The sequence below is a fragment of the Streptomyces sp. NPDC006476 genome (genome assembly GCF_040612015.1).
GTDB classification, from domain to species: Bacteria; Actinomycetota; Actinomycetes; order Streptomycetales; family Streptomycetaceae; genus Streptomyces; species Streptomyces griseorubiginosus_B.
Window position 1 is genome coordinate 39159 of sequence record NZ_JBEXPK010000014.1, and the last position, 18052, is coordinate 57210.

An 18052-nucleotide genomic window follows, 5' to 3' on the forward strand; every position below is an offset into this window, starting at 1 on the left:
GCGGCGCCCTCCGTCGGCTCCCCCGGCCACTCGAACTGATGAGCAGCCTAGCGCTTGAACTTTTAAGCAAATGGGGGGAGTTTGTGTGCGTCCCGTGAAGCGATGGGGCAGGCTCGCCGCCGAACTCAGCGTACGAGACAGGGGCGTTGGGCGTCGAAGGTCCAGCCCTCGATGAGATAGCGCATGCCGACCGCGTCGTCGCGCCCCGACAGCGCCTTCGCCCGGTACAACTCGTGGGCCGCCATGAGCCGTTCCCGGTCGAGACGGACGCCGAGGCCGGGAGTGTCCGGCACGGCGACCTCGCCGCCGACGATCCTCGGCGGCTCGACGGTGAGCCGCTCCTGTCCCTCCTGCCAGATCCAGTGCGTGTCCAGCGCGTTGTACTCGCCCGGGGCCGCGGCTCCGCAGTGCGCCATCATCGCGAGCGAGATGTCGAAGTGATTGTTGGAGTGGCAGCCCCAGGTCAGCCCCATCGCGTCGCACAACTGGGCCACGCGCACCGACCCCTGCAGGGTCCAGAAGTGCGGGTCGGCGAGCGGGATGGAGACGGACTGCAGCGCGAGCGCGTGGGTCAGCTGCCGCCAGTCGGTGGCGATCATGTTGGTGGCCGTCGGCAGCCCGGTGGCCCGGCGGAACTCCGCGAGGATCTCGCGGCCCGAGTAGCCGTCCTCGGCTCCGCAGGGATCCTCGGCATAGGCGAGGGTGCCGACGAGGGGGCGGCACAGCTCGACGGCCTCGCGCAAGGACCAGGCGCCGTTCGGGTCCAGCGTGACGCGGGCTTCGGGGAAGCGGTCCTTCAAGCCCCGTACGGCCTCGACCTCCTCGGCGCCGGGCAGGACACCGCCCTTGAGCTTGAAGTCCCGGAAGCCGTAGTGGTCGTAGGTGGCCTCGGCCTGGCGGACGATCGCCTCGGGGGTCAGCGCCTCCTCGCGGCGGACGCGGTACCACGCCACGTCGGCGTCCGGCGCGCGGTGGTAGTCGAGGTCGGTGCGGTCGGGGTCGCCGACGTAGAAGAGGTAGCCGAGGACGCGTACGGCGTCGCGCTGCTTGCCGTCGCCGAGGAGGGCGGCGACCGGGACCTCCAGATGCTGGCCGAGGAGGTCGAGGAGAGCCGACTCGATCGCGGTGACGGCGTGCACGGTGGTGCGCAGGTCGAAGGTCTGGGCACCGCGGCCGCCCGCGTCACGGTCGGCGAACCGGGCCCGCACGGACCGGAGTACGCGTTTGTAGTCGCCAACCTGCGCGCCCAGCACGAGGTGTTCGGCGTCGCGCAGGGTCTGGGTGATCTTCTCGCCGCCGGGCACCTCGCCCAGACCGGTGCGCCCTTCGGAGTCCTCGATGACGACGACGTTGCGGGTGAAGTAGGGGGCGTGGGCGCCGGAGAGGTTGAGCAGCATGGAGTCCCGGCCGGCGACCGGGTAGACGGAGAACGTCGTGACGACAGGCTGGGTCATGGGCAAGTGCCTTTCTCGTGCGGGAGGTTGGCGGTGAGGTGTCACACGTTGAGGGCGTCGAGCACCTGTTCAAGGACGAGCACGCCGCCCAGGCCGAGTATCGCGAGCACCGTCGTGTAGGTCGTCCGTGCCTTGATCGCGTCGATGACGGACAGGTTGAAGTACTCCTTGAACATCCAGAAGCCGGGATCGTTCACATGGGAGAACGCGATCGAGCCGCAGGAGACGGCGAGCACCATGACCTCGGGGTGGACGCCGCTGCCGGCGAGCAGGGGCAGCGCGACACCGGAGGCGGTGACGACGGCGACGGTCGCGGAACCGAGAGCGACGCGGAGGATGACGGCGATCAGCCAGGCCAGGATGATCGGCGAGATGGACCAGTTCTCGGTGGAGTCCTTGATGTAGTCGGAGATGCCGCCCTCGACGAGCACCTGCTTGAAGGCGCCCCCCGCGCCGATGACCAGCAGGATCATCGCCATGGCCTGGGCGGCCTCCCGGCAGGAGGCGGCGACGTCCGCGAGGCTGCGCCCGATGCGCGGGCCGAGCGCCCAGATCGCCAGGAGCAGGGTGAGCAGCAGGGCGATCGGCGCGGAGCCGATGAACGCGACGAAGTGCAGCCACGGGCTCGATCCGGAGGTGGCGAGGTCGGTCACCGCGGCGCCCGCGATCAGCACGACGGGCAACAATGCCACGGCCAACGACCAGCCGATGCCGGGCAGTTCCTCCTCCTCGAAGACGCGCTCGCTGACCAGCCCCTTGGGGACGGTCGGGTTCATCGCGCGTACGAACGGCAGCCGCGGCCAGACCAGGGCGATGAGGGCACCGGCCGGGACGGCGACGAACAGGCCGTAGAACAGGGTGAGTCCGACGGAGGCGTGGAAGGTGGCGGCGACCGCGGTAGGGCCCGGGTGGGGCGGCAGGAAGCTGTGCATGGTGGACAGGGCGATGGACATCGGCAGGCCCACCCACAGCAGGTTGGAGCGGGTGACGCGGACCAGGGTGAAGGCGACCGGCACGATGATGACGAAGGCCACCTCGTAGAACATCGTCACGCCGATGAGCATGGCGGTCAGCACCATCGCGACCTGGACCCAGCGCGGGCCGCAGACGTCGAGGATCCTGGTGGCGATGTGCTGGGCCGCGCCGGAGTCCCCCATCACCCGGCCGACCATGGCGCCGAGCCCGATGGTGAGCATCGTGTCGCCGATCTGGCCGCCGATGCCCTCGGACAGGACGTCCGAGATCTTCTCCAGGGGAATGCCCCGGACCACGGCCACCCCCACCGCCACCAGCAGCAGCGCGGCGAAGCCGTTCAGCCTGAGCTTCGTCATCAGGAACAGGAGGATCAGCACGCTGATCCCGACCACCACGAGCGGCATCTGTCAGTTCTCCCTTGAACTGCCGTCCATTCACTTGAACGAAGTCCTCCCATGAGGACGTCGTCTACATATGAGGACGGAGGTTAGGTTGATCGACACGGCCGGGTCAATGGGTGCGCACCGGTCGGCTTGGGCTGACGCGCCGTCAGCCGGTCCGGTACCAGAGGGATACGGCCAGGCCGAGCCCCGCCAGCGCGATGGCGATCCGCAGCGGTTTCTCGGGCAGCCGTCGTACGACCACCGGCCCCACCCGGCTGCCGATCAGACAGCCGAGGCCGAGTGCCGCCGCCGCCCTCCAGTCGACCGGCGCGAGGAAGGCGTAGGCGATCGCCGCGGTGACGTTGGCGGCTCCGGTGGCGACGTTCTTCACGGCGTTGGTCACCCGGAGCGGCTCGTCGGCGGCGAGGGACAGCACCGCGAGCATCAGGACGCCGGCCGCGGCCCCGAAGTAGCCGCCGTAGAGCCCCACGAGGAGGACCGCGAGGATCAGCGGGAGCCGGCCGCGCAGGCCGTCCCGTGGCGGGCGTCGGTCGGCGAGCCGACGCAGTGGTTCACGTACCAGGATCAGGACCGAGCCCAGGGCGATCAGCCATGGCACGACATGCTCGAAGGTCGACGACGGCGTGCCCAGCAGCAGTGCCGCGCCGACCGAGCCGCCGGCCGCAGAGAGGAGCCCGAGCCGGACCAGACGGCGGCGCTGTCCGCGCAGCTCCTCGCGTGAACCGGCCGCGGTTCCCAGGGTGTTGGTGAACAGCGCGACCGTGTTGGTGACGTTGGCGGCCACCGGTGGCAGACCGGCGGCCAGCAGCGCGGGATAGCTGAAGAGCGAGGCCAGTCCCGCGATCGATCCGGCGAGCCCGGAGGCGACACCGGCCACGGCGAGCAGGAACACGGAGCCGACCGACACGGGGCCTCCCTCTCCAGTCGGTGAGCACGGAGGCCCCATCTTGCCCGGCGAGCGTCCCACATGTAAGACGGTGTCTACATAGGGAGACGGTCTTCTGGTCCCTTCCACGTCCAGGCCGGGGTCAGCGGGACCGGCTCAGGTCGCTCCACGGAGGTCGTCAGCGTGATGCGCCTGCCCTCGGCAGCGGAGCGCAGCAGCGCGGTCATCGTCTCCAGGACGTGCAGGGCGACGTCCCCGCCGGCGCGGGGCGGGCGCCGGTCGTCGGCCCTGAGAAAGTCGAGCAGGCCGATGCCGCGGGCCGCGTCGGCGTAACCCGCCGACGGAGCGAGGGTGCGCCAGTCGGTGCCGCCCAGTTCGAAGAGCTGTACCTCACCGTCGAACTGGTTGGGATCGGGGACGGCCAGGGTCCCCCTCTCGCCGTGGACCTCGATCGGCGCGGCGGTCGTGGTGACACCGTCGAAGCTCGTGGTGAGGGTGGACAGGGCGCCGCTGGTGTGTTCCAGGACGCCGGAGACATGACTGTCCACCTCGACCGGGATCCGCTCCCCCTGACGCGGCCCGGAGCCGATGACCCGCTCGCCGCGCAGCCGGCTGGACGCGCCGGTCACCGTCCGCACCGGGCCCAGGAGGTGGACGAGCGCCGAGATGTAGTACGGCCCCATGTCCAGCAACGGGCCGCCGCCCGGCCCGTAGTAGAAGTCGGGGTTGGGGTGCCAGCGTTCGTGGCCCGGGGTGACCATGACCGCCGACGCCGCGAACGGCCGCCCGATCAACCCGGCGTCGACGGCCGCGCGGGCCGTCTGGGTACCGGTGCCCAGGACGGTGTCCGGCGCGCAGGCCACACCGACTCCCGCCGCGGCGGCGGCGTCGAGGACCGCTCTGCCGTCGTCGAAGGCACTGGCCAGCGGCTTCTCGGTGTAGACGTGCTTGCCGCGGCCGATCGCTTCGAGGGCGATTTCGGCGTGCGCGGCCGGGGTGGTGAGGTTGAGGACGGTGTGGAGGTCGGAGGCGGCGAGCAGGTCCTCTACGCTCAACGCCTCGGTGCCCGGCAGCTGTTGGGCGACCTCGGCCGCGCGGGCGGCGTCGAGGTCGGCGACCGCGGCGATCTGCACGTCTGGGTGCTCCGTGAGCGTGCCGAGGTACGCCTGCGAGATGACGCCGAGCCCTACGATGCCGATGCGGTGCGCGTCGCCCACAGCATTCCCCTCTCGATGACGGTCCGGACGGCGGCGTCCTCCAGTACGTCGAGACTGTGTCCCGGCGTGGTGACGACGATGCGTCCCTCGCCCCACCGCCGGGTCCAGATCGCCGGCGAGGTCACCGGACGGTTCCAGGGCTGCCAGGGCCGTACCGGATGGGTGGTGGTGGCGAGGACGTCGATGAGGTCGTCGTGGAGCACCCAGTACTGCTCGGTCTCCAGCTCGAAGTCCTCCAGCCCCGCGGTCACGGGGTGTTCACGGCCGAGCTCCGTGAAGTGCACGGTGTGCGGCAGGAAGTTGTCCTCGGCCTCCCCGCGCCGAAGACAGGGCTCCTTGCCGGGGTGGGTCGCGAACTGGCCGCCGACCAGGTGGAGATAGTCGGAGGAGGCGCGGAAGGAGTCGGCGATCCCGCCGTGCCAGCCGGTGAGGCCGGTTCCCGCGGCGACCGCCGCGCCGAGTCCGGCCACCTGCTCGTGTGTGATCTCCGCCATGGTCACGCATTGCACGATGAGATCGGTGGCCCCCAACTCCTCGGCGTCGCCGTACACTTCAGTCGTCTCCTCGACGCGCACGGCGTAGTCGTTGTCCTCGAGGAAGGGGATGAACAGCTCGGTCGCCTTGACCGGTTGGTGCCCCTCCCATCCTCCGCGCACCACCAGGGCCCTTTTCTGCGCCACGTGCCGCTCCCTCTCCGGTTGTTGGCTTCGACGCCATGGGGCCTGCCCAGCCTGAACCACGGATGAACCGAAGATAGACTCGGGCGGCATGACCGTCTCACACCCGTTCACCCGCTACGTCGCGATCGGCGACAGCCTGACGGAAGGCGTCGGTGATCCCACCCCGACGGGCGGGCCCCGGGGCTGGGCCGACCGGCTCGCCGAGACCCTCGCGCGGACGCAGCCCGGTCTGACCTACGCCAATCTGGCCGTGCGCGGAAAGACCAGCACCCAGATCAGGGCCGACCAGCTGTCCCCGGCGCTGGCGTTGCGGCCCGACCTGGTGACGGTGACGGCGGGCATGAACGACGTCGTACGGCGGCGCTACGACCCCGAGGCGGTCGCCGCGAACATCGAGGAGACGTTCGCCCGGCTGACCGCGTCGGGTGCCCACGTCGTCACGATGACCTTCCCCGACCTCGGCACGGTCTCCCCGGTCGCGCGCCGGGTGCGACCGCGCATCATCGGTCTCAATTCCCGGCTGCGCGACATCGCGGGACGGTACGGCGTATCGGTCCTGGACGTCTTCCCGCACCCCTTCACGGCCGACCCCCGCCTGTGGAGCGACGACCGCCTGCACGCGAGCCCGGTCGGGCACGCCCGGATCGCCGCCGGCATGGCCCACACCCTGGGGCTGCCGGGCCACGAGAACTGGGCGGAGCCGCTTCCGGCCCTGACCCCCGTGTCGGTGTTCCGCGCCCTGGGAGCCGATGTCCGCTGGGCGGTGGACCATGTCGGCCCCTGGGCATGGCGGCGCCTGCGCGGCCATGTACCCGGCGACGGTTTCGTGGCCAAGCGCCCCGTGCCGAGCCCGGTGCTCCCCCAGCACGCGGGCTGAACCGCCCGGCCGGCTTCAGCGGGAGCCGGTTCCGTCGCGCCGGGGCCGGGCCGCCAGGACCGCCACGTCGTCCTCGGCGTGCCGCGCGCCCAGGCCGGTGAGGACGGTGTTCAGGATGTCCTCCACTCCGGCGCCGGGCCGGAACCGGATCCGGGCGAGCCGTTCCAGGGACACGTCGATGTCCTCGCCCCGCCGCTCGACGAGGCCGTCGGTGAACATCAGCAAGGTCTGCGTCTCGTCCAGGGCGTAGGTGGTGGGTTCGTAGCCCCCGAGCCCGGTGCCGAGCGGCGGCCCGACCGGCATCGGCAGAGCGGCCGTCCCTCCCCGGCGGCCGATCACCGTGGGCGGCAGATGCCCGGCACCGGCCAGCGTCACCCTGCCCCGGGCCGGGTCGACGCGGGCGATCAGACAGGTGGCGGGTCTGCGGTCGGGTGCGGCTGAGGCGATCTCGTCCAGCTGGCGCAGGATGCGCTGCGGCGGCAGATCGGCCGCGGCCAGGGAGCGCAGGTCGGAACGGTAGGCGGCCATGTCGACGGCGGCCTCCACGCCGTGCCCCATGACGTCGCCGACCACCAGCAGCGTGCGCCCGAAGTTCAGCCGTACCGTCTCGCACCAGTCACCGCCGACCAGGGCGCGCCTGCCGGCGGGCAGATAACGGGTGGCCACGTCGAGGTTGGGGTGCGGGCGTCCCGGCTCGGCACGCAGGGCGCGCTGCAGGTCCCCGGCGGTGCGGCTGACACCGGCGTAGTCCCGGGCGTGCCGGAGATGGGAGGCGGCCCGCTCCGCGAGAAGGGCGAGGAGACGGCCCTCGGTCGGGGTGAAGGGGGCGTGGTCCCGGGCGCAGACGAGGATGCCGTAGCGCAACGCGCCGGTGGCCACGGGCACGCACAGCGCGGGACGTGACCGCCCGGGTGCCGTGGAACCCTCCGGCAACCCGGCCTGTGCTTCGGCCCACGAGTCCACCGTGTCCCGCGCGATCGCCCTGGCCCACCGGACGTCCGGCAAGGCGTCCGCGTCGCCGACGATCGCCACGTACCCCGAGACGGTCGCGCCCTCGACCCGGACGACCGCGGCCGAGCAGCCGAAGCGGTCGGCGACCGCCCGGGTCAGCTCAGCGCAGGTCGTCTCCTCGTCGAGGGTCGTGCCGATCCCGGCCACCGCGGCCCGCAGCGTCTCCAGCGCCTCGCCGACGGAGCCGCACGACTCCACCGCCGGGGACGCGTCCACCGGCCTGGCAGTGCGGAGCGACCGGATCAGCCGCACGACTCTGAACACCTTCAAATCGTGACAAACAGCGGCGCCACCCGCACCGTACCCGGCCCCACCGTCACCGCCGCCGCACGCTCCAGTCGAAGCTCCCCCGGCACACCAGCGCTCCCGATGCGTCGACGACCTCGACCTCGGTGGAGAGCCGGACCCGGTCCGTCTCACGCGTCCACAGCGGGCGCAGGGCGTCGCGGGCCTCGTCCGTCAGACGACAGGAGGCCAGGAGCCGCCCGCGCGCCGGGGCGAGAAACTCCACGGAGGCGGATCTGCCGAGCGGCACGACGCCTTCCATCTCACCGTCGGCGCCGCCGGCCGCGATGATCGCCGCCAGGCCGGTCGCGTCGATCAGGGCGACGAGTCCGCCTGAGTGCAGTGAGCCGATGACGTTGGCCAGCTCAGGAGACGTCCGCAGCGCCACCTCGGCCGCGGCGTCGGCGGCGCGGACGACCTCGATACCGGCGGTGCGATGTGCGGGTATCGGCTCCAGCAGCGCGCGGGCCAGCGCGGTCCTGTCCATGGCCGCAGCCTCGCACGGGCCACTGGCCAGAAGGTGTCCACAAGGACAACAGCCCCGTCACCGCATCACGTGATCGACGCCACACCACGACAGATGTTCAAAATTTGAAGCACAGCGGCTATGGTCCAGCTATCCGATTCAAATTTGAATAAGCCATCGCCCTCGGGAGATGCCATGACCGCCCACGCCCCCGCCGCCTCCGTCCGCACCCGTGTCACCATCCCGCTGCGCTTCCCCGACGGCTACGAAGTCACCGCCGAGACCGTCACCTTCCACGGGCTCGTCGACGGCAAGGAACACGTGGCGCTGATCCTCGGGGATCCCGCCGCGGCCCCGGCGCCGCTGGTACGGATGCACTCGGAGTGCCTGACCGGGGACGTCTTCGGCTCCGCCCGCTGCGACTGCGGACCCCAGCTGCGCGAGGCCGTCGAGCGCATCGCCGAAACCGGCGGCGTCCTGCTCTATCTGCGTCAGGAAGGCCGCGGCATCGGCCTCTACAACAAGCTCGACGCTTACGCCCTGCAGGACGCGGGCCTGGACACCTACGAGGCCAACACCGCCCTGGGCCTGCCCGAGGACGGACGCGACTACACCGCCGCCGCCCAGATGCTCGGCGCGCTGGGCATCACCGGACTCGACCTGCTCACCAACAACCCCGACAAGGCGGGCCAGTTGCGGGCCCTCGGCGTCGACGTCCGCCTCGTGCGGCCCACCGGCGTCCACACCACCCCCAGCAACCTGCGCTACCTCCACGCCAAGGTCCGCCGTACCCACCACACCCTCGACCTGCCCCTGGTCGCCGGTCTCGCCGGCTGACGCCCTCACCCCGGAGTCGCACCATGCCCATGTCCCACGGCCGCGCCGCCACCGACGCCGCCCCGCGCTACGCCAAGCAACTCGCCTCGCACTTCGGCCGGAAGATCCCCACCGAGGAACTGCCCGAAGGGCGCCACCGCCTCACCTTCCAGCAGACCGACGTCCTGCTGGAGCCCGCGGAGGACCACCTGCTGATCCGGGTGACCGCGCCCGACGCCTCCGCGCTCACCGCCATCCAGGACGTCGTGGCCAGCCACCTCGAACGCTTCGGCCGCCGCAACGAGTTGACCGTCGTCTGGGAGCAGTCATGAGGGCCGTCACGATCGACGGCTTCGGCGCCGAGCCGCGCCTCACCGACCTTCCCGTGCCGCAACCGGGCCCAGGAGAGCTGCTGGTACACCTCCACGCGGCCGCGCTGAACCCCTTCGACTGGAAAGTGGCCGACGGCGCCCTCAGGGACGCGGTCGAGCACCACTTCCCCCTCGTCATGGGCTCCGACGGCGCTGGAGTGGTCGAGCGCATCGGTGAGGGCGTCAACCGCTTCCGCCTCGGCGACACCGTCTACGGCCAGTTCATGAACGTGGCCCGGGGACACGGCTCGTACGCGGAGTACGTCCTGGTCCCGGAGGACGGCAGGCTCGCCCGCATACCCGAGGACCTGCCGTTCGCTGTCGCCGCGGCCCTGCCGACCGCCAGTGCCACCGCCTACCAGGCCATCGAGGCGGCCCGGCTGGACACGGGGCAGATCATCCTCGTCAACGGCGCCTCCGGCGGCGTCGGTCAGTCGGCGATCCAGTTCGCCGTTCACGAAGGCGCACGGGTGCTGGCCACCGCCGCCCCCGACATCGCCGGTCACCTCCGCGACCTCGGCGCCCACGAGACCCTCGACTTCACCGCTGCGCCCGTCGCCGAGCAGGTGCTGGCCGCGCACCCGGACGGCATCGACGCCGTCCTGGACCTGATCACCCACCCCGGTGGAGACATCGGCGCCTTCGCCGCCCTGCTCAAGCCCGGCGGCCGGCTGATCAGCACCAACCACGCCACCGACCCCGAGGCCCTGGCCGCCCGCGAGATCCACGGCGTCAACCTCTCCAGCAGCCCGAGCCAGGCCGAACTCGCGGCCCTCGCCGACCTCGCGGCCGCCGGAAAGCTCCGCGTCACCGTCGACGCGGAGATCTCCCTGGCCGACGCCCCCGCCGCGGTGGCCCGCGCCCGCTCCGGCCACGCCCGCGGCAAGACGGTCATCCTGCTCTGAGCCGTATGGTCATCCGCGGTTCGGCTCCACGTACTCGCGGTCCTCGCACTCCCCTTCGACGGCGTCCCGCCTGTGCCGCCGCTGCGGCACAGGAGTCGAGGTCCCTCGCGGGACGTAGACGTCCCCGCTCAGGCGGCGCAGCGGTGTCACCCGGCTGCGGATCCGTGACGTTCCACTGATGTTCATGGTCCCACCCTGCGTCGCGGGAGCCGACGCAACCAGGTCCCTCCCGCACGCAGGATCACCGGTCCCGGTAGCAACGCCACCAGCGTCAGCGGGAATACGCGGGCTCCCGGCGCACGACCCAGCCGTACACGACCACCGAGCACACGGCCGCGAGCGCGCACCACGTCGAGACGAACTCCAGCCGCCACAGCACCCAGCACAGCAGCGCCCCCACCCCGGCCAGCAGACCGAGTCCGCGCACCCATCCGTCGGTGGCCAGCAGCAGCGCGCCCACGGTGGCCAGCAGATACCCCGCCACGAGCACACCCCCGTGTGTCAGCCCGAGCACGTAGCCGACGGTGTGGCCCCGGATCTCGGCGCGGACGGGGCGGGTGGCGATGGCGTACGACAGCGCGGCGGCGGTCGCGACCCCGCTCGCCACGGGAACGGCGAGCCGAACCCTGGCCCGTCGCGGAACCGCGCACAGCACCGCGAACGGCACCCACACCGCCAACAGCGGAAAGGCGATCACGGCCCAGGCGACGGTGGCCGGACCGGTACCGCCGTCGGCATGCCAGACCCACGCCTCGACCAGCTGATGGCCGCCCAGCAGCAACGGCAGTGCGGCCAGCGGAAGTTCACGCACCCGACGTACCCGCGCCACGCAGACGGCGCCGACGCCGGCGATCCCGGCGCCGGCGACGAGATCGGCCGTCGCGCTCCAGCACATGGCTCCACCCTGACCTCGACCGTGCCGCGCCGCCATGGCGGGACACCTGTGTGCGTACCGGTGCTCAGTCCGCCGGCGGCGGCCCGCTGGTCCCGCGTACCACCAGCTTCGGGTCCAACACGGCTTCCCGGGGGTCCAGTTCGGGTTCCTCCAGCCGCTCCACCGCGAACCGCACCGCGTGTTCGGCCATCAGCACCGCGTCCTGCCGTACGGTCGTCAGGCCGATCGGCATCAGATGCGAGAGGTGGCTGTCGTCGTACCCCACGACGGACATGTCCCGGGGGACCTCGACACCGGCCCGGGTCAGCGGCATCAACAGGCCCATCGCGCATCGGTCGTTGCCGGCGAGGACGGCGGTGGGCAGGGGCAGGCCCCGGTCGCGCTCCTGAAGCAGCAGACGTCCGGTCTCGATGCCGGACTCCTCGGTGTGGTCGCCGGGCAGGACCCGCGCCTCCTCCTCCAGCCCGTGCCGACGCATCGCCGCCCGGTAGGCCCGCCGCCGCTCGGCCGACCCCGGTCCCCGGCCGCCGTCGATGTGCAGGATCCGTCGGTGGCCGAGTTCGACCAGATGGTCCATGGCCTGCCGGACGCCCTTGCCCTCGGCGGAGTGGACGAAGTCCACATGGGCGTGCGGGACCCGGCGGCTGACGGAGACGGCGACCGTGCGGCGCCCCAACTCGTCCAGGAAGGCGGGCTCGGCGAAGGAGCCGAGCAGGATCACCGCCTCGCAGCGGTGACTGAGCAGCGCCTCGACGGCCTTCTCCTCGCTGCGGCCCCGGGTGGCGCCGGAGAGCAGGACCTCGTAGCCGAGACGTTCGGCCTCGGGGTAGATGCCCTCGATCAGATTGGTGTGGAAGGTCTGCTGGACGGTGAACATGACGCCGAGCGTGCGGCTCCGGCCACGCGCCAGCAGCCGGGCCGCGCTGTCGGGCCGGTAGCCGATCTCGTCGGCGACCCGCAGCACCCGCTCCCGGGTCTCCTCGCTCGCGCCCGGCTGGTTGCGGAACACGATCGAGACGAGCGCCCGCGAGACGCCGGCCTTCTCGGCGACGTCCGCCATCGTGGGCCGCTGCTTGCCCGATGCATCCACCCGTGACCACCCTCCGACGCCGCCCACCCTATTGGCATGACCTTGGGGCTGGGGACATCGTACCCGGCTAGCGCGCACTAATAGAGCGTGCGAGTGAAGCGTCGGACCGCTATCCGCCCAACGAAGGTGCGTCACCATCTTGACCGGTGACGCACCTCATGCGAGCCTGAGTCCCACGGCGGACCGCAGAACTCGATCCGCCAAGCGAACAGCGGAGGTTGACCGTGGAGATCCAGAGCACCCCGAGCAGCGCTGCGGCCGCGCGCCACGCACGGTTCGGCACGTTGCCCGAGCGCATCCGCTACGAGGACATGACCGAGGAGAAGGCGGCCACACCGCACGACCCGGCACGGGAGGCCTACAACCCCGAGGGCGCCTGGATGTCCTTCTCCTGCCTGGCCGCGGACCTCGGCCTGTGAGACGCCCGCGTCGACCGAGGATTCATCACCTGTCAGGACGGTGATGTCGATACGCCTAGTGCCAGTTGCTGATCCTGACGTCCTGAGGTGCCGGGTCGCCCTTTCCGGTCTCGACGAGCTTCTTGAGGCTCATCAGGAAGGTCGCCCACTTGGTGCTGCAGTGGTACATGAACTCCACCGGCTCCCGCCAGCCTTCGTGCCGGAAGAGGACGATCGTGAAGCCGTCCTCCTGCTTCAGGTCGAAGGTGATGTGGGTGCCGACCCATTCCTCGGGACCGTCGACCACCTCCCAGCGCACCAGCTCGCGGGGCCGGGCCTCCAGGACCTTGATGTCGAACCCGCCGGGCTCGAAGCGGAACCGGACCACTCCCCCGGTCTCGGGGTCGCCGTCGGTGTCCTGGGTCCACCAGTTCGCCAGCCCGTCGATCGTGGTCAGGGCCGCGTAGACCTCGTCGGGAGACGAGGTGACGCCGATCCTGTGCAGGATGTCCACCATGTCGATATCTCCTTCTCCGATGCTTCTCGGGCACTCGCCGCGCTCGCGCGCGGTCAGTGCTCCTCGTTACGGCGCTGGATCGCCTCGGCGATCCGCTTGATGCGTTGGAGCCGGGCGTCCCAGGCGGCGCCGACCGCTGACAACTGGTCGACGGCCCGGGCAAGTTGGGCCTCGTCGACCCGGTAGAGACGCTCGCGTCCGGACGGGGTGACGTGGACCAGTCCGACCCGGCCGAGCACGAGGAGGTGCTTGGCCACGGCCTGCCGGGTGACCGGCAGTCGCTCGCTGAGCGTGGTCGCCGTACCGCCGCCGTCGGCCAGCAGCAGATCGAGCATCCGCCGGCGTATGGGGTCGCCCACCGCCGACCAGAGCTCGTCGTCGATGGCAGTGCTCACGGCGTCGACACCACCCGGTCGACGTAGCTGACGAGCCGCGGGAGGAAGTGGTCCCAGCCGGCGGCGTTCTGCCGGTAGCGCTCTTCGAGCACGGCGGCCTCCCAGCCGTTCTCCCGGAAGCCGCCCTCGGAGAACCGCAGCAACGTGCCGGTGCCGGAGGGGACCAGGTCGAAGGTCACCAGCAGCGAGTTGTCGACCGACGCGACCTCACCCTCCTCGTACGCCCACCGGAAGGAGAAGCGCCGGGGCGGGTCGGCCTCCAGCACGGTGAGCGGTACGACGTTCGCCCCCGGGGTCGTTCTGTCGCCGAACACGACGACCCCGGTGGCCCCGGGCTCCGGCTTGAGCTCCGCCTCGTCCGGCCACCACTCCTGGAGGTGTTCGGGCGTGCTGACCACCTCGTAGACGACCTCGGGTGCGGCCTCCACGTAGATCTCGCGCTCGATGCTGCCGTACTCCATCCGCCCTCACTCCATTCGCAACCTTTGGTTGCACATCACCGTACGCCCCGAGCGACGAACGTGCAACCATTCGTTGCGCGACGGCTCCGTCAGGACAGCGGGGGCGGCGGGAGCTGGAGGTGGCGTACATCCTCCGGAACCGGCCCGCTGGGGCGGAACAGGGGTGCCGACTCGCCGTCCGCGGCCGTGGCCGGCGCGTCGGTCAGGCGCATGCGGTCACGCAGGCGGCCGTAGAAGTCGGCGGGGCTGAGCCTGACCAGGCGCAGCGGCTCGGGCGCCGCGATCACGCCGATCCAGTCCCCGGGTTCGAGGACGCCGCGCGGCTGGCCGTCGACGCTGACTGCGGCGCGCCCGGAGTGGGGCAGGACGCGCAGGGCGATCGGCTCGTCGGCGTTGGCGATCACCGTGCGGTTGAACGTCATGTGCGGGGCGACCGGCGTGAACACCACCGCCCGCATCCGGGGCGAGAGCACCGGTCCCCCGGCCGCGAAGCTGTAGGCGGTCGAGCCCGTGGGGGTGGCGACGATGAGACCGTCGGCGGAGTACGAGGCCAGCAGCCGGCCCGCGATGTAGACGCCGACACTCACCTGGCGGTCCCGGGCCAGCTTCTCCACCACGATGTCGTTGAGCGCGGTGACGTCCAGCGCCACGCCCCACGAGTCGTCGGAACCGGACCGCGGCGGTGGCGGCGGCAGCGCGGGGCCCCGGCCGTAGCACAGGATCTGCTCCATGTCGGAGGGCATCTCGAGCGGCTTGGACGCCCGCATCGTGAGGGTCATCCGCTCCTCGCACTCCGAGCGCCCGGCGTGCACGGCGTCCAGCGCCCGTTCGACCTCGGTGACCGGGGTCTCGGTCAGGAAGCCGACCTTGCCGAGGTCGACGCCGAGCACCTGGATGTTCTTCTTGGCCGCGATACGGGCGCCGCGCAGGAAGGTGCCGTCCCCGCCGAGGGTGACGATCAGGTCGGGACTGCCCGCGGCCCGCATCTCCTCCCGGCCGCTTCGGCGGCTGCCCTGCCCCTGCCACACGTCGATGTCCACGCAGCCGATGTCGCGCCGCGCGCACCACTCGCGCACGGCCTGCGCTCCCGACACCGCCTCGGGACGTCCTTCGTGCACGACGAGTCCCAACCGGCTGATCGGCATGTCGTCTCCCGGGCTGCCGTGGTCTGTCTGCGGGCTCTGTGACATGGTCACAGCTTTCGCAGGCGCCTGCCATGAGGCTGACGTACAACCGCTCCCCAGGATGTGCAGGGTCATCTGTTTTCGAGATGAGCGACATCTTGGATCATCGCAACAGGTGCGGAAGCTTCCTCCCTGCATCGGTGCTGAAGCCCTACGAGCGCCGACGCAGCCGCTCACCGAAGCTTTCCGTTCCGAGACCGAGAAGGCGGCCATGTCCCCGGATACCGGCTCCATGCGCTCAAACACAGCTCCAGCCCAGGACGCCCTCGCGCCGGCGTCCGGCGTGCCCGGCAGGCTCGTCGCGCTGCTGGCCGTCGCCTCCGGGCTGACGGTCGCCAACCTCTACTACGCCCAGCCCCTGCTCTCGACACTGCGCTCGGTCTTCCACACCGGTACGGCGACCGTCGGCCTGATCATCACCGTCACGCAGATCGGGTACGTCGCCGGGATGCTGCTGCTCGTCCCGCTCGGTGACCGCGTCGAGAAGCGACGCCTGGTGACCGTCCTGCTGGCCGTCACGACCCTCGCGCTCGTGGCGGCCGGTACGGCGACGGGGTTCGCCGTGCTGCTGGGCGCGTCCCTGATCGCCGGGGCCACCTCGGTGGTGGCGCAGATCCTGGTGCCGTTCGCCGCCGGGCTGGCCCCGGACCACGCGCGGGGCCGGATCGTCGGGCGGGTGATGAGCGGCCTGCTGACCGGGATCCTGCTCTCCCGGACCCTGAGCAGTCTGGTCTCCGACGCCGCGGGCTGGCGGGTGGTCTACCTGGGCTCCGCCGCGCTCATGGCGATCCTGGCCGTGACCCTGCATCTGACGCTGCCGGAGCACGCGCCGACCACCAGGGCGCCGTACCACCACGTCCTGCGCTCCACCCTCCGCCTGGTGCGCACGCACCCCGCGCTGCTGCGCCGCGGCCTCTACCAGGCGGCGATGTTCGGCGCGTTCAGCGCCTTCTGGACCACGGTGTCCTTCCTGCTCACCGGACCGGCGTACGGCTACTCCGCGATCGGCGTGGGGCTGTTCGCCCTGGTGGGTGCGGCGGGCGCGGCCGTCGCACCGCTGGCGGGCCGCTGGGCCGACCGGGGGCTGGCCCGGCCGGTCACCGGGATCGCGTTCGGGGTCGGCGCCCTCGCCTTCGTGCTGGCCGGGCTCGGACAGCACGAGGTCGTGCTGGTCGCGCTGGCCGCCGTCCTGCTCGATACGGCCGTGCAGACCACGCTGATCGTCGGGCAGCACACCGTCTACCGGCTGGACCCGGCCGCCCGGGCCCGCCTCAACAGCGCCTTCATCGCCGTCTTCTTCGCGGGCGGCGCACTGGGCTCGCAGCTCGGCTCGGTCGCCTACCACGCGGCGGGCTGGAACGCGGTCACCGCGCTGGGCGCCGTCCTTCCCGTCCTGGCCCTGCTGTACTGGCTGACGGAGCGGCGCACCCGCTGAACCGTCAGGCGGGCTGCCAGAGTTCGATCCGGTTGCCGTCGGGATCGGTGACCCAGCCGAAGCGGCCGACGCCCTCCATGTCCTGGGTCTCCGGGTCCACGTCCGCTCCCTTGGCGCGCAGCTGCGCGAGCATGGCGTCCAGGTCGCGGACCCGGAAGTTCAGCATGGTCTGCTGGGCGCGGGAGCCGAAGTAATCGGTCCCGGACTCGAAGGCCGCGAACACCGTGTCCCCGGGCTCCTGACGCCACAGGCCGTGCTCGTCGGTGTCCAGGCCCAGGCAGTCCCGGTACCACGCGCTCAGGGCCTGCGGGTCGCCGGCCCGCAGGAAGTATCCGCCGATTCCCAGCACACGTTCCATGCCGCCATCGTGCCAGGACCGGCCGTCCCCGGCCGGGCGAACTCCCGGTCCCGGCCCGTCAGCTGATGTACCGCAGCAGCGCGGCGACCGCCGGCGGCACCGGGCCCGGCGGACGGGCCAGCAGAACGTCCCAGTGCGGGGCCTGCCGCATGAAGCGGCGCAGGGTCAGATCCGGGAAGCGGGCGGCGATCGACTCCGGCATGGCGCAGACTCCGAGGTCGTGCCGCACCAGCTCGGCCGCGGCCACGATGTCGTTGACCTCGAACACCGCGCCGCGCTCCACCCCGGCCGACCGATAGGCCCGGTCCACTGCCTGGCGGACGGCCCATCCGGGGGCGAAGTCGACGAACGGCAGGCCGGCGGTCTCGGCGAGGGTGACCTCGTCGGGGCGGGCGAAGGACCGGGCGGGCGCCGCCGCCAGCACCATCTCCTCACGGGCCAGCACCTTGGTGACCAGCCCCCGTTGCTGCTGCCGGTCGAAGGCCACGACGGCGAGGTCCACCGACCCCTCCCGCAGGGCCTGCCGGATGTCGACGACCGCCGCCTGCCGCAGCCGGACCATGACCCGGGGGTGCTCGGCGCGCAGCGCGGCCAGCGCCCGGTGCAGGTCCGCCCACACGCCCTGCATCGTGCCGACCGTGATCCGCCCGCGCAGTTCACCGCGTGCGGCGGCGGCCGCCTCGCGGGCCTGCTCGGCCGCCCGCAGCGCGGCACGCGCCGCCGGCACGAACTCCTCGCCCGCCGCGGTGAGCGTCACCCGGTGCGTGGTGCGGTCGAACAGCCGGATGCCGAGCTCCTTCTCCAGCTCGCGCACGGTGCCGGAGACCGCCGACTGCACCACGTGCAGCCGTCGGGCGGCCGCCGTGAAGCCGCCCTCTTCGGCGACCGCGACGACGACCTCCATCTGCCGAAGGTCCATTCCCTCTCCCCACGCATCGCTCCACGGCCACCGACGTGCACCCGATCATCGCA

General features: G+C 71.7%; 22 protein-coding genes. 6 read left to right on the forward strand and 16 right to left on the reverse strand.

The features are described from left to right. Nucleotides 1-125 precede the first annotated feature (125 nt). From ABZZ74_RS17580 to ABZZ74_RS17600, 5 genes are all read right to left on the reverse strand, one after another. The gene (locus ABZZ74_RS17580) at nucleotides 126-1454 is read right to left on the reverse strand and encodes an enolase C-terminal domain-like protein (protein ID WP_356765758.1); all 1329 of its coding nucleotides are present in this window, start codon (nucleotides 1452-1454) and stop codon (nucleotides 126-128) included. 41 nt (nucleotides 1455-1495) lie between these two features. Continuing rightward, nucleotides 1496-2833, reverse strand: a complete 1338-nt coding sequence (locus tag ABZZ74_RS17585; protein ID WP_356765760.1) for a gluconate:H+ symporter — start codon at nucleotides 2831-2833, stop codon at nucleotides 1496-1498. Between the two features lie 145 nt (nucleotides 2834-2978). Next, complete coding sequence (locus tag ABZZ74_RS17590; RefSeq protein ID WP_356765762.1) at nucleotides 2979-3740, reverse strand: sulfite exporter TauE/SafE family protein; 762 nt, start codon at nucleotides 3738-3740, stop codon at nucleotides 2979-2981. 74 nt (nucleotides 3741-3814) lie between these two features. Further along, nucleotides 3815-4936 carry a Gfo/Idh/MocA family oxidoreductase gene (locus ABZZ74_RS17595; RefSeq protein WP_356765764.1) on the reverse strand — a complete coding sequence of 374 codons (1122 nt, stop codon included), beginning with the start codon at nucleotides 4934-4936 and terminating at the stop codon, nucleotides 3815-3817. After that, on the reverse strand, nucleotides 4906-5616 hold the full coding sequence (locus tag ABZZ74_RS17600; protein WP_356765766.1) for a ThuA domain-containing protein: 711 nt from the start codon (nucleotides 5614-5616) through the stop codon (nucleotides 4906-4908). Before ABZZ74_RS17600 ends, ABZZ74_RS17595 begins: the two co-directional genes overlap by 31 nt. Before the next feature lie 88 nt (nucleotides 5617-5704). Between ABZZ74_RS17600 and ABZZ74_RS17605 the strand changes: the two genes are divergently transcribed. Continuing rightward, nucleotides 5705-6493, forward strand: coding sequence for an SGNH/GDSL hydrolase family protein (locus tag ABZZ74_RS17605; RefSeq protein ID WP_356765768.1), 789 nt, complete (start codon nucleotides 5705-5707; stop codon nucleotides 6491-6493). A 15-nt stretch (nucleotides 6494-6508) separates the two neighbouring features. Here the strand turns inward: ABZZ74_RS17605 and ABZZ74_RS17610 are convergent, their stop codons facing one another. After that, on the reverse strand, nucleotides 6509-7768 hold the full coding sequence (locus tag ABZZ74_RS17610) for a PP2C family protein-serine/threonine phosphatase (RefSeq protein ID WP_356765770.1): 1260 nt from the start codon (nucleotides 7766-7768) through the stop codon (nucleotides 6509-6511). 52 nt (nucleotides 7769-7820) lie between these two features. Then, on the reverse strand, nucleotides 7821-8276 hold the full coding sequence (locus ABZZ74_RS17615) for a DUF4442 domain-containing protein (protein WP_356765772.1): 456 nt from the start codon (nucleotides 8274-8276) through the stop codon (nucleotides 7821-7823). Nucleotides 8277-8450: 174 nt separating this feature from the next. Here ABZZ74_RS17615 and ribA point away from each other — a divergent pair, with 174 nt between their 5' ends. From ribA to ABZZ74_RS17630, 3 genes are read left to right on the forward strand one after another with little or no spacing between them, the layout of a single operon-like run. Continuing rightward, complete coding sequence (gene ribA / locus ABZZ74_RS17620) at nucleotides 8451-9092, forward strand: GTP cyclohydrolase II (RefSeq protein WP_356765774.1); 642 nt, start codon at nucleotides 8451-8453, stop codon at nucleotides 9090-9092. A gap of 23 nt (nucleotides 9093-9115) precedes the next feature. Then, complete coding sequence (locus tag ABZZ74_RS17625; RefSeq protein ID WP_356765776.1) at nucleotides 9116-9403, forward strand: DUF2218 domain-containing protein; 288 nt, start codon at nucleotides 9116-9118, stop codon at nucleotides 9401-9403. Further along, nucleotides 9400-10347 carry an NADP-dependent oxidoreductase gene (locus ABZZ74_RS17630; protein ID WP_356765778.1) on the forward strand — a complete coding sequence of 316 codons (948 nt, stop codon included), beginning with the start codon at nucleotides 9400-9402 and terminating at the stop codon, nucleotides 10345-10347. The genes ABZZ74_RS17625 and ABZZ74_RS17630 overlap by 4 nt, the downstream gene beginning before the upstream one ends. Before the next feature lie 9 nt (nucleotides 10348-10356). Here the strand turns inward: ABZZ74_RS17630 and ABZZ74_RS17635 are convergent, their stop codons facing one another. The 3 genes from ABZZ74_RS17635 to ABZZ74_RS17645 all read right to left on the reverse strand — a co-directional run bounded on the left by ABZZ74_RS17635 (nucleotide 10357) and on the right by ABZZ74_RS17645 (nucleotide 12302). Next, on the reverse strand, nucleotides 10357-10533 hold the full coding sequence (locus tag ABZZ74_RS17635) for a hypothetical protein (RefSeq protein WP_356765780.1): 177 nt from the start codon (nucleotides 10531-10533) through the stop codon (nucleotides 10357-10359). 85 nt (nucleotides 10534-10618) lie between these two features. Beyond that, nucleotides 10619-11242 (reverse strand): DUF6629 family protein, encoded by a 624-nt coding sequence (locus ABZZ74_RS17640; protein WP_356765781.1) that lies wholly within the window; start codon nucleotides 11240-11242, stop codon nucleotides 10619-10621. A 64-nt stretch (nucleotides 11243-11306) separates the two neighbouring features. Then, nucleotides 11307-12302 (reverse strand): LacI family DNA-binding transcriptional regulator, encoded by a 996-nt coding sequence (locus ABZZ74_RS17645; RefSeq protein ID WP_356766077.1) that lies wholly within the window; start codon nucleotides 12300-12302, stop codon nucleotides 11307-11309. Between the two features lie 254 nt (nucleotides 12303-12556). On the opposite strand from ABZZ74_RS17645, the gene ABZZ74_RS17650 reads away from it, so the two are divergent. After that, entirely contained in the window at nucleotides 12557-12751 is a 195-nt protein-coding gene (locus ABZZ74_RS17650) for a hypothetical protein (protein WP_356765783.1), read from the forward strand. A gap of 55 nt (nucleotides 12752-12806) precedes the next feature. On the opposite strand, the gene ABZZ74_RS17655 is transcribed toward ABZZ74_RS17650, so the two are convergent. The 4 genes from ABZZ74_RS17655 to ABZZ74_RS17670 all read right to left on the reverse strand — a co-directional run bounded on the left by ABZZ74_RS17655 (nucleotide 12807) and on the right by ABZZ74_RS17670 (nucleotide 15248). Further along, nucleotides 12807-13247 carry an SRPBCC domain-containing protein gene (locus tag ABZZ74_RS17655; RefSeq protein ID WP_356765785.1) on the reverse strand — a complete coding sequence of 147 codons (441 nt, stop codon included), beginning with the start codon at nucleotides 13245-13247 and terminating at the stop codon, nucleotides 12807-12809. Between the two features lie 53 nt (nucleotides 13248-13300). After that, nucleotides 13301-13642 carry a helix-turn-helix domain-containing protein gene (locus ABZZ74_RS17660; protein ID WP_356765787.1) on the reverse strand — a complete coding sequence of 114 codons (342 nt, stop codon included), beginning with the start codon at nucleotides 13640-13642 and terminating at the stop codon, nucleotides 13301-13303. Further along, nucleotides 13639-14103: an SRPBCC domain-containing protein gene (locus ABZZ74_RS17665; protein WP_356765789.1), complete on the reverse strand. Its 465-nt coding sequence runs from the start codon at nucleotides 14101-14103 to the stop codon at nucleotides 13639-13641. The genes ABZZ74_RS17660 and ABZZ74_RS17665 overlap by 4 nt, the downstream gene beginning before the upstream one ends. A gap of 89 nt (nucleotides 14104-14192) precedes the next feature. Further along, nucleotides 14193-15248 (reverse strand): NAD(+)/NADH kinase, encoded by a 1056-nt coding sequence (locus tag ABZZ74_RS17670; protein ID WP_356765791.1) that lies wholly within the window; start codon nucleotides 15246-15248, stop codon nucleotides 14193-14195. A gap of 271 nt (nucleotides 15249-15519) precedes the next feature. Between ABZZ74_RS17670 and ABZZ74_RS17675 the strand changes: the two genes are divergently transcribed. Next, on the forward strand, nucleotides 15520-16722 hold the full coding sequence (locus tag ABZZ74_RS17675; protein ID WP_356765793.1) for an MFS transporter: 1203 nt from the start codon (nucleotides 15520-15522) through the stop codon (nucleotides 16720-16722). A gap of 4 nt (nucleotides 16723-16726) precedes the next feature. Here the strand turns inward: ABZZ74_RS17675 and ABZZ74_RS17680 are convergent, their stop codons facing one another. Both ABZZ74_RS17680 and ABZZ74_RS17685 read right to left on the reverse strand, forming a co-directional pair. Beyond that, nucleotides 16727-17080: a VOC family protein gene (locus ABZZ74_RS17680; protein WP_133049129.1), complete on the reverse strand. Its 354-nt coding sequence runs from the start codon at nucleotides 17078-17080 to the stop codon at nucleotides 16727-16729. A 58-nt stretch (nucleotides 17081-17138) separates the two neighbouring features. Further along, nucleotides 17139-17999: a LysR family transcriptional regulator gene (locus ABZZ74_RS17685; protein ID WP_356765795.1), complete on the reverse strand. Its 861-nt coding sequence runs from the start codon at nucleotides 17997-17999 to the stop codon at nucleotides 17139-17141. Nucleotides 18000-18052 lie beyond the last annotated feature (53 nt).

Excerpts from the sequence above, each read along its gene's own strand:
- ABZZ74_RS17605 (WP_356765768.1), top strand. The coding sequence starts at position 5,705 with ATGACCGTCTCACACCCGTTCACCCGCTACGTCGCGATCGGCGACAGC.
- ABZZ74_RS17670 (WP_356765791.1), bottom strand. The coding sequence starts at position 15,248 with ATGCCGATCAGCCGGTTGGGACTCGTCGTGCACGAAGGACGTCCCGAG.
- ABZZ74_RS17645 (WP_356766077.1), bottom strand. The coding sequence starts at position 12,302 with ATGGCGGACGTCGCCGAGAAGGCCGGCGTCTCGCGGGCGCTCGTCTCG.
- ABZZ74_RS17655 (WP_356765785.1), bottom strand. The coding sequence starts at position 13,247 with ATGGTGGACATCCTGCACAGGATCGGCGTCACCTCGTCTCCCGACGAG.
- ABZZ74_RS17625 (WP_356765776.1), top strand. The coding sequence starts at position 9,116 with ATGCCCATGTCCCACGGCCGCGCCGCCACCGACGCCGCCCCGCGCTAC.
- ABZZ74_RS17675 (WP_356765793.1), top strand. The coding sequence starts at position 15,520 with ATGCGCTCAAACACAGCTCCAGCCCAGGACGCCCTCGCGCCGGCGTCC.
- ABZZ74_RS17585 (WP_356765760.1), bottom strand. The coding sequence starts at position 2,833 with ATGCCGCTCGTGGTGGTCGGGATCAGCGTGCTGATCCTCCTGTTCCTG.
- ABZZ74_RS17665 (WP_356765789.1), bottom strand. The coding sequence starts at position 14,103 with ATGGAGTACGGCAGCATCGAGCGCGAGATCTACGTGGAGGCCGCACCC.
- ABZZ74_RS17615 (WP_356765772.1), bottom strand. The coding sequence starts at position 8,276 with ATGGACAGGACCGCGCTGGCCCGCGCGCTGCTGGAGCCGATACCCGCA.
- ABZZ74_RS17635 (WP_356765780.1), bottom strand. The coding sequence starts at position 10,533 with ATGAACATCAGTGGAACGTCACGGATCCGCAGCCGGGTGACACCGCTG.
- ABZZ74_RS17580 (WP_356765758.1), bottom strand. The coding sequence starts at position 1,454 with ATGACCCAGCCTGTCGTCACGACGTTCTCCGTCTACCCGGTCGCCGGC.
- ABZZ74_RS17640 (WP_356765781.1), bottom strand. The coding sequence starts at position 11,242 with ATGTGCTGGAGCGCGACGGCCGATCTCGTCGCCGGCGCCGGGATCGCC.
- ABZZ74_RS17630 (WP_356765778.1), top strand. The coding sequence starts at position 9,400 with ATGAGGGCCGTCACGATCGACGGCTTCGGCGCCGAGCCGCGCCTCACC.
- ABZZ74_RS17680 (WP_133049129.1), bottom strand. The coding sequence starts at position 17,080 with ATGGAACGTGTGCTGGGAATCGGCGGATACTTCCTGCGGGCCGGCGAC.
- ribA (WP_356765774.1), top strand. The coding sequence starts at position 8,451 with ATGACCGCCCACGCCCCCGCCGCCTCCGTCCGCACCCGTGTCACCATC.
- ABZZ74_RS17685 (WP_356765795.1), bottom strand. The coding sequence starts at position 17,999 with ATGGACCTTCGGCAGATGGAGGTCGTCGTCGCGGTCGCCGAAGAGGGC.